At 62.9% G+C, this 13,770-nt stretch carries 13 protein-coding genes; 8 read left to right on the top strand and 5 right to left on the bottom strand.

Going from position 1 to position 13,770, the window contains the following annotated elements; all coding sequences use genetic code 11:
• Positions 1-39: 39 nt before the first annotated feature.
• From AC1Q61_RS18720 to mptB, 5 genes are all read right to left on the bottom strand, one after another.
• Positions 40-1,014: a COX15/CtaA family protein gene (locus AC1Q61_RS18720; RefSeq protein ID WP_021332987.1), complete on the bottom strand. Its 975-nt coding sequence runs from the start codon at positions 1,012-1,014 to the stop codon at positions 40-42.
• Between the two features lie 146 nt (positions 1,015-1,160).
• Positions 1,161-2,555 (bottom strand): hypothetical protein, encoded by a 1,395-nt coding sequence (locus AC1Q61_RS18715; protein WP_492650823.1) that lies wholly within the window; start codon positions 2,553-2,555, stop codon positions 1,161-1,163.
• A 47-nt stretch (positions 2,556-2,602) separates the two neighbouring features.
• Positions 2,603-3,439 (bottom strand): ABC transporter permease, encoded by an 837-nt coding sequence (locus AC1Q61_RS18710; RefSeq protein WP_374195728.1) that lies wholly within the window; start codon positions 3,437-3,439, stop codon positions 2,603-2,605.
• A 14-nt stretch (positions 3,440-3,453) separates the two neighbouring features.
• Positions 3,454-4,395, bottom strand: coding sequence for an ABC transporter ATP-binding protein (locus AC1Q61_RS18705; RefSeq protein ID WP_007727917.1), 942 nt, complete (start codon positions 4,393-4,395; stop codon positions 3,454-3,456).
• Positions 4,392-6,146, bottom strand: a complete 1,755-nt coding sequence (gene mptB / locus AC1Q61_RS18700; RefSeq protein WP_003944776.1) for a polyprenol phosphomannose-dependent alpha 1,6 mannosyltransferase MptB — start codon at positions 6,144-6,146, stop codon at positions 4,392-4,394. The genes AC1Q61_RS18705 and mptB overlap by 4 nt, the downstream gene beginning before the upstream one ends.
• 130 nt (positions 6,147-6,276) lie before the next feature.
• On the opposite strand from mptB, the gene AC1Q61_RS18695 reads away from it, so the two are divergent.
• The 8 genes from AC1Q61_RS18695 to AC1Q61_RS18660 form a co-directional block, all read left to right on the top strand.
• Complete coding sequence (locus AC1Q61_RS18695) at positions 6,277-7,023, top strand: helix-turn-helix transcriptional regulator (protein WP_269455348.1); 747 nt, start codon at positions 6,277-6,279, stop codon at positions 7,021-7,023.
• Between the two features lie 155 nt (positions 7,024-7,178).
• A complete protein-coding gene (sufB, locus tag AC1Q61_RS18690; RefSeq protein ID WP_003944799.1) occupies positions 7,179-8,639 on the top strand; it encodes a Fe-S cluster assembly protein SufB in 1,461 nt (486 codons plus the stop codon).
• Complete coding sequence (sufD, locus tag AC1Q61_RS18685) at positions 8,639-9,859, top strand: Fe-S cluster assembly protein SufD (protein ID WP_042919809.1); 1,221 nt, start codon at positions 8,639-8,641, stop codon at positions 9,857-9,859. The genes sufB and sufD overlap by 1 nt, the downstream gene beginning before the upstream one ends.
• A 61-nt stretch (positions 9,860-9,920) precedes the next feature.
• Complete coding sequence (gene sufC / locus AC1Q61_RS18680) at positions 9,921-10,727, top strand: Fe-S cluster assembly ATPase SufC (RefSeq protein WP_003944795.1); 807 nt, start codon at positions 9,921-9,923, stop codon at positions 10,725-10,727.
• Between the two features lie 5 nt (positions 10,728-10,732).
• Positions 10,733-11,998: a cysteine desulfurase gene (locus tag AC1Q61_RS18675; RefSeq protein WP_042919807.1), complete on the top strand. Its 1,266-nt coding sequence runs from the start codon at positions 10,733-10,735 to the stop codon at positions 11,996-11,998.
• 3 nt (positions 11,999-12,001) lie between these two features.
• Positions 12,002-12,505 carry a Fe-S cluster assembly sulfur transfer protein SufU gene (gene sufU, locus AC1Q61_RS18670; RefSeq protein WP_003944894.1) on the top strand — a complete coding sequence of 168 codons (504 nt, stop codon included), beginning with the start codon at positions 12,002-12,004 and terminating at the stop codon, positions 12,503-12,505.
• A complete protein-coding gene (locus tag AC1Q61_RS18665) occupies positions 12,502-12,924 on the top strand; it encodes a metal-sulfur cluster assembly factor (protein ID WP_003944963.1) in 423 nt (140 codons plus the stop codon). Before sufU ends, AC1Q61_RS18665 begins: the two co-directional genes overlap by 4 nt.
• A gap of 339 nt (positions 12,925-13,263) precedes the next feature.
• Positions 13,264-13,770, top strand: a 507-nt coding sequence (locus tag AC1Q61_RS18660) for a condensation domain-containing protein (protein ID WP_492654896.1), incomplete at its 3' end; no start/stop codon positions are given.

Below are 13,770 nucleotides of genomic sequence, written 5' to 3'. Positions count from 1 at the left end.
CCTTTTGGTGTTCCTACGCCCCACACGTGTCTTGAAGCGTCAGACAGCTGGTATCGGCGAATTGGTCGGCGTGTACTGGCGGGTCTTACCCGCAGCCCAAACTGCTGCGGTCGCAGCCGTGCACAGTCCTGCACCGGCGACGTGCATGATCACCAGAACTTCCGGCACATCGGTGAAGTACTGCACGACACCGATGAGCGACTGCGCGAGGATCAATCCCAGCAGGACCTTCAGACGGATCTTCACGGCTGCGGATGTCCCGACCGCATACAGGCCGAAGGTCAGACCCACGACCAGCGCGAGATATCCGACCAGAAGCTGTGAGTGCAGATGGACGAGCGTCACGATCTCGATCTCCAGGCGAGGCACCGTCCGGTCCAGTCCCTTGTCGCCGGCGTGCGGGCCTGCGCCCGTTACGAGAGTTCCAGCGACCAAAACGCCGGCGAGCGCGACACCTGACAGCGCGGTAAGCCAGCGCAACGGCTTCGGCATCACGACCAGAGTTGTTGCTTCGTCGGGTTCCGCGATCTTCGCGTACATCACCGTGGCAACCCAGACCATCAGCATCGACGCAACCAGGTGAATGGCGACCGTCCACCACAGCAAGCCTGTGAGGACGGTGATACCGCCGATCACTGCCTGAACGACAGTGCCGAGCGGCATCATCCAGGCGTAGACAAGCACCTCTTTGCGTCGGCGAGCGCGAGTCACCGCAAGCACGATCGCAGCGGCGACGATGACGACAAGGAAGGTCAGCAGGCGGTTGCCGAACTCGACGGCTTGGTGAATCACCGCGACCTGTCCGTGGCCGACCGGGACGAAGCTACCGGGGAAGCACTGCGGCCACGTCGGGCAACCGAGTCCCGAGTCCGTCACGCGCACCACCGCGCCGGTGACAGCGATGCCGCCCTGCGTCAGGATCACGATGAACGCGATGATTTTCTGCGTTTTCAGCGAGGGGAGAGGTAGTCGATCCACCAAGCGTAAAAATCCGGCATACACACGATTCACCACGCCAACGATCGTAGTTCCCCATCAACTACACAGTGTCGTTGGGGCCAGCTCGCTCCGCGCCTGCCCCGCGTCGTTGGGGCCAGCTCGCTCCGCGCCTGCCCCGCGTCGTTGGGGCCAGAACTGCGCAGCCGTGGGGGCAGCTCGCGTCAGTTCGCGCGAACGCGCACGATTCCCGAGATCGTTCCCTGGAAGTACTCGCCCGACTCGGTGATGAGTGCCGACATCTGAAGGGTGTCGTTGAGGATGGTCGACGGCAGGGGAGTCGAACCGATCTGCGACCCGTCCTTCGAGTCGATCACCGCGAAGGAGTAACCGTCCAGCGGAGAGGTGTTCGGAGCACCGTCTCGTGTCACGGTGTAGATCGAGCCGTCAGCCGTCGAGAGGTGGGGTACCGCGGAGCTGCGAATCGTGTTGTCCCACACGACATGGCAGCCGACTGGATCGATGTCGACGCGGGTCATTCCGCCGTTGAAGGGTGCCGTGGCGGGGACCGCTGGACCGGCACCTTCAGGAGTCGTGGGGTACGGGTATCCGTAAGTGCCGGCGACGTAGACGGAATGACCGATGCCGACGGGGGAGTTCTCGCTGCCGCTCGGTGAGCCGTCCTGGCTGGCAGCGGACAACACCGGCTGCGTGCACACCTCGGCGCCCGTGTCAGCGCGATAGACATGCAAGCTCACTGTCGGGTGGGCGTTGTCGACGATGGTCAAGAAATCGCTGCCCGTCGACGGGCCGAAGTATGTCGGCGTCGATCCGGTTCCCCAGCTGAGCTGACCCGGATTACGGGCCGGCCCGCGGTCGTACGGCTGACGCCAGTCGATGACGACCTCGTCGCCATTTCGCTTCAGTTGGTAGAGCGCGTGGGTCGTTGCGACAGCAGTGCCCGTCGGGGAGGTGGAGATGCTGTTCTGCACCTGTTCACCTTCGGGGAGCGCAATGCTGTGCGCGATTCGATCCGCGCCGACATACCCGACGGTGCCGTGCCCGGTGGCGAACCAGACATTGCCTTCCCAGTCCGGAGCGAGGCCGGTGACGTTGTCGTCGGCGGCAACCGCACCACTGAGATCGACTACATCCGCGAGTTCCAGCCGCCAACTGCCGTCCGGATTCTGCGCATGGGAAATGCGGACCAGTTGACGGTTTCCGTCGACGGCTACGAGACGGTTCTCGTTGTCGAGGTAGGCGTAGACGCCGCCGAGCAGACTGCCCTTCGCGAGCGGCAGTTGTGCTACGGATCTACCCAACGGCGTGGCGTCGGCCTTCGGATCGATCAAATGGATGGTCGGGATCTGGCCGATCATCGTCGTGCAGAGCGAGACGACCATGCCGTCGGAACCCTGGAGGACCGTCGGGCAGGCGGCCATCATCGGGAAGGCAGTCACCTCGTGGGGGTCGGTTCCTGGACCAGGCAGCGGCGTGACGTCGGACGAGCCCGCGTCACCGTGCATGGTGGAAGTACCGACGGGGCCGAGGTACGGATTTGCAGGTGCGAGTGGACCGGACACCGAAGGGGTCGCCGTTGCGGGTCCGGCACACAACATGACTGCTGCGGCCACACAGCCGACGATCTGAGCTGTCCGTCGTGTACTCACGTGAACTTGAACCACCTTGCTGCGCAGACTCCGGCCAGTGCGGCCCAGATGAGAAGTACGAGAATCGAGAACCAGTCCATCGAGGTGTCGAGGGCCGCTTCGAGTGCGTGTGCGAGAGCGCCGGACGGAACAATGCGGACCAGCGTGTGAACAGCGGTCGGAAGTTCACCACTGGCGAAGACCACACTGCCGATGCCCACCATGATGAACCACAGGATGTTGGCGAGAGCGAGAACGATCTCTGCTCGCAAAGTACCGCCGAGCAGTAGGCCAAGCGCTGCAAATGTGACAGTACCGATGGCAATGACCACTGCGCCGAGTACAAGTTCGACGAATGACGGACGCCATCCCAACGCCAAACCGATAGCGCCGAGCAAGAGTGACTGCAGAGCCACGACGATGATGACGGCAGCGCTCTTGCCTGCGATGATTCCCCACCGCGGTAGCGGCGTTGCACCGAGTCGCTTGAGCGCGCCGTATCGGCGGTCGAATCCGACGGCGATGGCCTGTCCGGTGAACGCCGTCGACATCACGGCAACCATCATGACACCAGGGAGCACGGTATCGACCCGAGAATCGCCCAAATCGCCGATCGGAAGTAGACACAGTCCGATGAGCAGGGTGATCGGGATGAACATGGTGAGCAGCAATTGCTCACCGTTGCGGAGCAGAAGAGTCAACTCCAGTTTGGTCTGCGCCGCCAGCATCTTGGCCGCCGAATTGGGGCGGGGATCCGGCGAGAAGGTGCCTGGCTCGAAGCGGTTCTCGGCGAGCCGCCGGTCTCTGGCAACGCTGATGGGACTGCTCTGGCCGTTCGACGCTGTTTCGTTCATGACCTTGATCTCCGTCATCCCCTCAGTTCCCGGCCCGTCAATTCGAGGAAGACGTCTTCCAGACTCCGTTGATCGACGCGAATGTCGTTGATCAGCACGTCCTGATCGGCACACCACGTTGCGACAGTCGCCACGGTCGCCGGATCGATTGCACCTTCGACGACGTAGGTGCCGGGGTTGGATTCCTCGATGCGGAACCCGGCGAGTGAACCGGCCAGCGAATCGAGGCTCAAACCGGGAACCGTTGTCAGACGGAGTTGTCCTTCGGCGCCCTTGCTGGTGACCTCCGCCGGCGTTCCCGACGCGACGATCTTGCCGTGGTCGATGATGACCAGTTCGTCGGCGAGCGCTTCGGCCTCGTCCATGAGGTGTGTGGTGAGCAGGACGCTCACGCCGTCGCGTCGCAGAGCGTCGATGAGTTCCCACACGAGTAGACGTGCCTGAGCGTCGAGGCCGGCGGTGGGTTCGTCCAGAAATACCAATTCGGGACGGCCGACCAGCGCGCACGCCAGGGACAGTCGTTGCTGCTGGCCTCCGGAGAGGCGGCGGTACGGGGTCTTGCGCGCATCGGTGAGGCCGAGTTTGGAAAGGAGCCAGGCGGGATCGAGCGGGTCGGCCGAGTATGCGGCCACAAGGTCGAGCATTTCCCCGGCCTTGGACCCGGGGTACGCGCCGCCGCCCTGCAGCATGACGCCGATTCGCGAGCGGACTTCACCGGAGTCGGCGATGGGGTCGAGACCGAGCACTCGAACCGTGCCGGCATCGGGGGTGACAAACCCTTCGCACATCTCGACGGTGGTTGTCTTACCGGCTCCGTTGGGGCCGAGCAGGGCAACGACCTGGGCCGTCTCGACAGTGAGATCGATACCGTCGACGGCTCGAACACCGTCGAAGGACTTGACGACACCCTGGATCTGTACCGCCGGCGTCGACGATCTGGAGGCTCTCGAGGTCACGGGGAATCAGCGTAAGCCCCCGCCGAGTTGTCTTCGTCTACCGGTCCGCCTTTCGTGATCTCCGCTACTGGCTTGTCGCTACGCCAGGGGAGTGAATTGCGGGTGAAGACGATGAGCGTTCCGGCGGTGAGGATGGTCGCGATGACGGCCTGCACGATCATGAACGGAAGGTATTCGGCGCCGTTGGACATCAACATGACGCTGACGATCGAGGTGAAGACGACGGCAGGGATGCGGAAAATCGGCGCGGTGGCCCACGCCGCCAACGGAAGGATCGCCCACAGCAGGTACCACGGCTGAACGACGGGGAACAGGAGAACGATCGCGCCGAGCGCGATGCCGAGTCCGCCGACCGGATGGATGCGGCCCATGTAGACCGAGATCATCATCCGTGCGGTGACGAGCATGGCGACGAGAGTTGCGATGGGCCGCGTGATCGTGAGGATCGCCGTCGTGTGATCGCCGAGTCCGAGCAGTACGCCTGCCAATCCCGTGCCGACGCCCAGGAGCGTCGGGATGGACATCCAACTCCGGACTGCCGTGGCGGTGTCGAGGGTGTTGATCCAACCCATACCGAGCCCACTGGCCACGCTGATGACAAACGTGACGACAGCGGCAACGATGCCCAGGAGAATCGCGGCTCCCGCCAGGGCTTTCCAGGTTCCACCCCAACGCCGGGCCAAGGCCATGCCGACAAATCCCAGTGCAAGCAAGGACGGAATTTTGACGGTCGACGACAAGGCGATCAAACCTGATCCCGCAACGAGATAGAACAGCGCTCGCCCACGGATGGGCCCGGACCCTTCGACTGCGCGAAGAGCGATCTCGATTCCGGCGAGCATCAACCCGAGCATGAGTGCTTCGTTGTGGATGCCGGCCACCAAGTGGAAGAGCAACAGCGGGTTCGCGGCACCGAGCCAGAGCGAACTGACGGCAGAGACACCGCATCGCTTGGCCAGTCGCGGTATCGCCCACACGATGAGCGCGACGCCGGCCAATGCGAGCAAGCGGTGCAAGAAGATTCCGGCCACGATGTTGTCGCCGGTCAGTGAGCTGATCCCGCGTCCCAGCCACAGGAAGAACGGTCCGTACGGAGCCGGGGTGTCGCGCCAGATCGTCGGAACCGTGCGGGTGAGAACGTGGTCGACGCCCAGTGCCGCCTTGGGGCCGATGGCGTACGGATCGAGTCCACGGGCCGCGATTTCGCTTTGAGCCAGATACGAGTAGACGTCGCGGCTGAACATCGGCGGTGCGACCGAGAGCGGCAGGATCCACAGCAGGAGTGTGCGGTCCAACTGGGAACGGGTCATGCGCCGCGGTGCGCCGGAACGGCTGCGTATGTCCCCGACTGCAAATCGGCCCATCATCAGCCAGGCCAGAACGACGAGCACGGTTCCGGTCATCGTCATGGTGAGTGAGACCGTCGGCATACGTCCGGGAAGGCTGAGGACTCGAAGTCCTGCGGTCGGATTCTGCAGGACGGGTTGTGCGCCGGCGCCGAGCGCTCCGACTGCCATCAAGACCGCGCCGGTTGCGCCGAATCGGCGAATCCCTCGCAGTTGTGCGGTTTCCTTCGCGTTCAGGCCCGGGCGCTCGTCCTCGTCGCCGTGCAGCACCGCGGCCATACTCTGCCGGGGAGCGGATCCGAAAGGTCGAACGCCGATTGTGGAAAGCGCGAGTGCCTTGGGTTTTTCCAGCAGGATCGCGCGCGCCGATCGGGCGGTCGTCGTCTTCTCGGGGGTCTGCGGCACACCAGGCAGCGTAGCGGCTCCATCCAGCCGGACAGACAAGCACAAACAACGTACGTTGTCCGGATATTCCCGAATGTAATGCAGGTTGCCCTTAGTAGACCTGCGAAAAGAATTCCGTCACACTTGTGTTGTGAAAAGAAATGCGTCAGACCCACGAAGCAAGGAAGTTGCAGGTCAGCCCACTGTAGCGGCCTCGCCGAGTGCTGCCGCAAATCCGGTGACAGTGAGCGTCGAAGGTCAGACGCGGGCGGCAGTGGTCAAGCTGCTACTCGAAGAAGGCCCCATTACCGCCTCCGAAATCGGCACGCGCCTCGGTTTGAGTGCCGCAGGTGTCCGACGTCACTTGGATGCGTTGATCGAGTCCGGCGAAGCCCGAACTGCTTCGGCGTCGTCGCTGCGTCAGCGTGGACGAGGTCGTCCCGCCAAGCAGTTCCAGATCACCGCGACCGGTCGCGGCCGCCTCGGCCACACCTACGACGATCTGGCGGGAGCCGCGATGCGGCAACTCCGTGAAATCGGCGGAGACGCGGCAATCGAGGAGTTCGCCAAGCGTCGGGTTCAGGCGATCGTCGGAGACGTCGAACCGGCTGATCCGACAGATGTCGACAACGTCGAGGCGACAGCGGACGCAATCGCCGAAGCCTTCAACGCGGTGGGGTTCGCAGCGTCGACCCGGCCGGTCGGCAACGGCGTGCAGATCTGCCAACACCATTGCCCGGTTTCCCATGTGGCAGAAGAGTTTCCGGAACTGTGCGAGGCAGAGCAGCAAGCATTCCGGCAATTGCTCGGGACTCATGTTCAGCGTCTGGCGACCATCGCCAACGGTGACTGCGCCTGCACGACGCACGTGCCCCTCGTGTCCACCGGGAGTAGATGACCGGACCAGAGTGTTCTACAGAGCGTTGCCACCGTGCAGCGTTCGAATAGAGATTTTTCAGCTAGTTCTTCAAAGTCAGAACTGCTCGACCACAGCGACCAGCCCTCGCTGAGCCCGAGCAGCCGTCAAGAAACAAGACTCCGGAAGGAGCTCGCATGACCGTCACATCAGACCAGGCGACTACCACTGCGGCAGCAGGCACCGAGCCGCTCACGCAGGAAGAGACCATCGCGTCCCTCGGTCATTACGGCTACGGCTGGTCCGATTCCGACGAAGCCGGAGCCAGCGCGCAGCGCGGGTTGTCCGAGGCTGTCGTGCGGGACATCTCCGCCAAGAAGAGCGAGCCCGAGTGGATGCTCGACATCCGCCTCAAGGCGCTGCGCACCTTCGACAAGAAGCCGATGCCGAACTGGGGCAGCGACCTCGAAGGTATTCACTTCGACAACATCAAGTACTTCGTCCGGTCCAGCGAGAAGCAGGCCGAGTCGTGGGAAGACCTGCCCGAGGACATCAAGAACACGTACGACAAGCTCGGCATCCCCGAGGCGGAGAAGCAGCGCCTCGTTGCCGGCGTCGCAGCTCAGTACGAGTCCGAGGTCGTCTACCACTCGATCCGTGAGGACCTCGAGGAGCAGGGCGTCATCTTCCTCGACACGGACACCGGTCTCAAGCAGCACCCGGAGCTGTTCAAGGAGTACTTCGGATCGGTCATCCCGGCCGGCGACAACAAGTTCTCCGCGCTGAACACCGCCGTGTGGTCCGGTGGCTCGTTCATCTACGTTCCGCCGGGAGTCCACGTGGACATCCCGTTGCAGGCGTACTTCCGTATCAACACCGAGAACATGGGTCAGTTCGAGCGCACCCTGATCATCGTCGACGAAGATGCCTCCGTGCACTACGTCGAGGGTTGCACCGCGCCGATCTACAAGTCCGATTCACTGCACTCGGCCGTCGTCGAGATCATCGTGAAGAAGGGCGGCCACTGCCGCTACACGACCATCCAGAACTGGTCCAACAACGTCTACAACCTGGTGACCAAGCGCACCAAGGTCGAGGCCGGCGGATCCATGGAGTGGGTCGACGGAAACATCGGCTCCAAGGTCACCATGAAGTACCCGGCCGTGTGGCTGATGGGTGAGTACGCCCGCGGTGAGGTTCTCTCCGTTGCGTTCTCCGGCGAGGGCCAGCACCAGGACACCGGCGCCAAGATGCTCCACCTCGCGCCGCACACGTCCTCGACCATCATCAGCAAGTCTGTCGCCCGCGGCGGTGGACGTGCGTCGTACCGCGGTCTGGTGCAGGTCAACAAGGGTGCCCACGGCTCCAAGTCGACCGTCAAGTGTGACGCTCTGCTCGTCGACCAGATCAGCCGAAGCGACACCTACCCGTACGTCGACATCCGCGAGGACGACGTCACCATGGGTCACGAGGCCACCGTCTCCAAGGTCAGTGACGATCAGCTCTTCTACCTGATGAGCCGCGGACTGACCGAGGACGAGGCGATGGCCACCATCGTGCGTGGATTCGTCGAGCCCATCGCGAAGGAACTCCCGATGGAGTACGCACTCGAGCTCAACCGCCTTATCGAACTTCAGATGGAAGGGGCTGTGGGTTAGTGACCACGCCAGAGACCGGAGTCATCGGAGCTGTTGCCGGGGAGAACCCGACCGCTCCTGTAAAGGGTGCAGCCACCGGCTCACCCATCACGAACAAGGGTGAGCAGTTCTCCTCGTTCGACGTCAATGCTTTCGAGGTTCCCGGCGGACGTGACGAGATCTGGCGGTTCACCCCGCTGCGTCGCCTCCGGGGATTGCACGACGGCAGCGCCGTCGCCAACGGACAGGTCACCGTCGAGGTCGACGGCGGAAGCGACATCACCGTCGAGACCGTCGGCCGTGACGACGCACGTCTGGGCAAAGCCGGCGTTCCCGCTGATCGCATTGCAGCGCAGGCGTATTCGAGCTTCGAGACGGCAACGGTCATCTCGGTTGGTGCCGAGGTCGAGGTCGAGAAGCCCGTTGTGGTCACCATGACCGGCCCCGGAGTCGACAACGTCGCCTACGGACACACCCAGATTCGTCTGGCGCAGTTCGCCAAGGCGACGTTCGTGATCGACCAGCGCGGCAGCGGAACCTTCGCGGAGAACATCGAATTCGTTCTCGGTGACAGTGCGCAGCTGACCGTGGTGGCCATCCAGGACTGGGCGGACGACGCAGTTCACGTGACGTCACACCACGCTCGCCTGAACCGCGACGCAGTGCTTCGATACACCTCGATCAGCCTGGGCGGCGACCTGGTTCGCCTGTCCGCCACCGTCAAGTACGACGGACCGGGCGGCGACGCCGAACTGCTCGGCCTGTACTTCGCCGACGCCGGCCAGCATCTGGAACAGCGTCTGCTGGTGGACCATTCGCAGCCCAACTGCAAGTCCAACGTGGTCTACAAGGGTGCGCTTCAGGGAGATCCCGGATCCGGCAAGCCCGACGCGCACACCGTGTGGATCGGCGACGTTCTCATCCGCGCCGCAGCGGAGGGCACCGACACGTTCGAGCTCAACCGCAACCTGGTGCTGACCGACGGCGCCCGCGCCGACTCGGTTCCGAACCTCGAAATCGAAACCGGTGAGATCGTCGGGGCCGGCCACGCAAGTGCAACGGGACGTTTCGACGACGAGCAGCTGTTCTACCTGCGTGCTCGTGGTATCCCGGAGGATCAGGCTCGTCGTCTGGTCGTACGTGGGTTCTTCCACGAAATCATCAACAAGATCGCTGTTCCCGAGGTGCGCGATCGCCTCGAAGCCGCAGTCGAAGCCGAACTCGCAGCCGTCGGCTCCTGACCGCCCCGCCTGCGACACCACCCCGTCGCTACGCTCGCCCGCCTCATCTTGAAGGAATTTCATGTCTACCAGTGACAACACCACCACCTCGGTCCTCGAGGTTCGTGACCTGCACGTCGAGGTCGCCAACTCCGATGCCAACGCCGAGCCCATCCAGATCCTCAAGGGCGTCGACCTGACGGTCCGCTCCGGGGAGACCCACGCGATCATGGGCCCCAACGGCTCCGGCAAGTCGACTCTGTCGTACGCCATCGCCGGTCACCCCAAGTACCAGGTCACGTCCGGCTCCATCACCCTCAACGGTGAAGACGTCCTCGCAATGAGCGTCGACGAGCGTGCACGTGCCGGGCTCTTCCTGGCCATGCAGTACCCCGTCGAGGTTCCCGGCGTTTCCATGTCCAACTTCCTGCGCACCGCCGCTACGGCCGTGCGAGGCGAGGCTCCCAAGCTGCGCCACTGGGTCAAGGAAGTCAAGGAAGCCCTCAGCGAGCTCGAGATCGATCCCTCGTTCATCGAGCGCTCGGTCAACGAAGGCTTCTCCGGTGGCGAGAAGAAGCGCCACGAGATCCTGCAGTTGGGCATGCTCAAGCCGAAGATCGCGATCCTCGACGAGACCGACTCCGGCCTCGACGTCGACGCTCTGCGCACCGTCTCCGAAGGCGTCAACCGCTACAAGGAGCGCGAGAACGGCGGCGTTCTGCTGATCACGCACTACACGCGCATTCTGCGCTACATCAACCCCGACTTCGTTCACGTGTTCGTCGGTGGCCGCATCGTCGAGTCCGGTGGACCGGAGCTGGCCGACGAGCTCGAGACCAACGGCTACGTTCGTTTCACCGCGGACACCGCAGCTACCCAGGGAGCGTAATCACGATGACCACCTCGGTGCGCGAGCTCGACGTCACAGCGGTTCGGGCCGACTTCCCGATCCTGGCGCGAACCGTGCGCGACGGAAAACCTTTGGTGTACTTGGATTCCGGCGCTACCTCACAGCGTCCGGTCCAGGTTCTCGATGCCGAACGGGACTTCCTGACCACGTGTAACGCGGCAGTACACCGGGGTGCTCATCAGCTCGCAGAAGAGGCGACTGACGCGTACGAGAATGCTCGCGCCACCATCGCTTCCTTCGTGGGTGCGGAATCGGACGAGTTGGTGTTCACCAAGAACGCCACCGAGGCTCTCAATCTGGTGACCTACCTTCTCGGTGACGATCGCTTCGACCGCCACGTCGGTCCTGGCGACGAAATCGTCATCACCGAACTCGAACACCACGCCAACCTCGTTCCCTGGCAGGAACTTGCGCGCCGAACCGGTGCGACGCTCAAGTGGTACGGCGTCACCGACGACGGCCGGATCGATCTCGATTCGCTGGAGCTGACGGACGCGGTGAAGGTCGTTTCGTTCACCCACCAGTCCAACGTGACCGGCGCGATCGCTCCCGTCGAGGAATTGGTGCGACGAGCACGCGCCGTCGGTGCACTCGTCGTGCTCGACGCGTGCCAGTCGGTGCCTCACATGGCGGTCGACTTCCACGAACTGGGAGTGGACTACGCGGCGTTCTCCGGTCACAAGATGCTCGGCCCTTCGGGGGTCGGAGTTCTCTACGGCCGTCGTGAACTGCTGGCAGCGATGCCTCCGTTCATCACCGGCGGATCGATGATCGAGACGGTCACCATGGAGGTCAGCACTTACGCGCCGCCGCCTCAGCGTTTCGAGGCCGGCGTCCCGATGACCTCACAGGTGGTCGGGTTGGGCGCTGCCGTGGATTACCTGAACACCTTCGGGATGGACGCAGTCGCCGCGCACGAGCACGTGTTGGTGGAGGCTGCTCTCGAAAAGTTGTCGGCGATCGAAGGTCTGCGCATCATCGGACCACAGACGTCCGAGAACCGCGGCGGCGCGATTTCCTTTGTCGTGGACGGTATTCACGCCCACGACCTCGGACAGATCCTCGACGACGAGGGCGTCGCGATTCGCGTCGGACACCATTGTGCGTGGCCGCTGCATCGTAAGTTCGGTGTCGCTGCGACGGCCCGTGCGTCGTTTGCGCTCTACAACACCACCGCGGAAATCGATGTTCTCGTTGCCGCGATCAAGCGTGCGCAGGAATTTTTCGGTGTCGCAGGGGAGTTGAACTGAATCATGCGCATGGAGCAGATGTATCAGGAAGTGATCCTCGATCACTACAAACATCCGCACGGCCGCGGACTCCGTGAGCCGTTCGGCGCCGAGGTGCACCACGTCAACCCGACGTGTGGAGACGAGGTGACGTTGCGCGTCCAGATATCCGAGGACGGAACGGTCTCCGACGTCTCGTACGACGGTCAGGGTTGTTCGATCAGCCAGGCGTCGACGTCGGTGCTCAACGACCTCGTCATCGGGATGCAGGTCACCGACGCACTGAAGACGGTGACGGCGTTCAACGAGATGGTGAGCAGTCGGGGCACCGTCGAGGGGGACGAGGACGTTCTCGGCGACGGCATCGCGTTCGTCGGTGTCTCGAAGTACCCGGCACGCGTGAAGTGCGCCTTGCTCGGATGGATGGCATTCAAGGATGCTGTGGTCCAGATTGTCGACGGCAGTGCTGTGACGACGGCGGACAGCAGCAGTGAATTGGTCGACACGACTGAAGGACAGGGATCATGACCGAGACACAACCAGTGCAGGACGCCGAGGTCGGCGCTCCGGTGAATCCGAATCCCGATTCCACTGCGGAATTCGGTGGCGCACAGGGCAGTGGCACTGTCCCGTCGCCTGAGCGACTCGACGAACTCGAAGAAGCGATGCGCGACGTCGTCGATCCCGAACTGGGGATCAACGTCGTCGATCTCGGCTTGGTCTACGGACTCTTCGAAGACGACGGTGTCGTCACGATCGACATGACTTTGACGTCGGCGGCGTGCCCGTTGACCGACGTGATCGAGGACCAGGCGCGCGGCGCACTTGTGCGTAGCGATCTGTGTACCGACATGAAGATCAACTGGGTGTGGTTGCCGCCGTGGGGACCGGACAAGATCACCGAAGACGGACGCGAGCAACTGCGCGCACTCGGCTTCACGGTCTGACAAGTAACCTCGGCACGATCAACTGAATAGATTTCACCGGAGCGTCGGTGCCCGTTCGTCGGGTACCGGCGCTTCGGTTTGTTATATAGGGCCGTTTTAGCCATGATATTCAGGACAATAGTCCCAAATGGTTGTTTGATGAATATTTGCTGGAAGCTGACTGATCGGTAACATCGCAGCTGATTGTCACGATGTGATCTCCGGCGGGCGATTTGCCAGTTTCCACCCGAGCTTTCCAAAGTATTCGTCTCATTTTCGAAGTGCCCCGATCAGTTCGAAGCGTCCAGCGGACGCATATACCTGTTTGCATCATGATCAAGTTGTAAGAGGGAGATTCGTGTGGATGGCAGTCCCGACCGAGGAATCGTTTCCGCAGCTCGTCCGGACGACGAACTCACCTTCCCTCTTTCTGCCGCGCAACTTTCCCTGCTTGTCGCACAACAGCTTCGACCCGAGATTCCCGTCAGCATCGCTCAGTACGTGGACGTGGACGGCCCACTCGACATCGAGCTGCTGACCGCTGCCAGCAAACAGACCGGCCGTGAGATCGGCTCCGGATATCTGCGCCTGGTCGAGGTGGACGGGGTTGCGCGTCAGTGGCTCGATCTCGACATGGACGACTCCCTCGACGTGGTCGATCTTCGCGCCGAATCGGATCCGGAATCTGCAGCGCAGGAATGGATGCGCAGAGAGCACACTGCTGCCATCGATCCGTTCACCGATCGCCTGGTCAGGCTGGCAGTCCTGGTGCTTCGCGACGACCATTACTACTGGTACAGCCGTATTCATCATGTGGCGCTCGACGGTTTCGGCGCGATGTCGATGATGAACCGCACAGCCGAGATC

Source organism: Rhodococcus sp. MPR-R1B, from assembly GCF_058793255.1.
This window is presented reverse-complemented; position numbering and strand designations above follow the sequence as displayed.

Excerpts from the sequence above, each read along its gene's own strand:
- AC1Q61_RS18715 (WP_492650823.1), bottom strand. The coding sequence starts at position 2,555 with ATGTTGTGTGCCGGACCCGCAACGGCGACCCCTTCGGTGTCCGGTCCA.
- AC1Q61_RS18710 (WP_374195728.1), bottom strand. The coding sequence starts at position 3,439 with ATGAACGAAACAGCGTCGAACGGCCAGAGCAGTCCCATCAGCGTTGCC.
- sufB (WP_003944799.1), top strand. The coding sequence starts at position 7,179 with ATGACCGTCACATCAGACCAGGCGACTACCACTGCGGCAGCAGGCACC.
- sufC (WP_003944795.1), top strand. The coding sequence starts at position 9,921 with ATGTCTACCAGTGACAACACCACCACCTCGGTCCTCGAGGTTCGTGAC.
- AC1Q61_RS18675 (WP_042919807.1), top strand. The coding sequence starts at position 10,733 with ATGACCACCTCGGTGCGCGAGCTCGACGTCACAGCGGTTCGGGCCGAC.
- sufU (WP_003944894.1), top strand. The coding sequence starts at position 12,002 with ATGCGCATGGAGCAGATGTATCAGGAAGTGATCCTCGATCACTACAAA.
- AC1Q61_RS18665 (WP_003944963.1), top strand. The coding sequence starts at position 12,502 with ATGACCGAGACACAACCAGTGCAGGACGCCGAGGTCGGCGCTCCGGTG.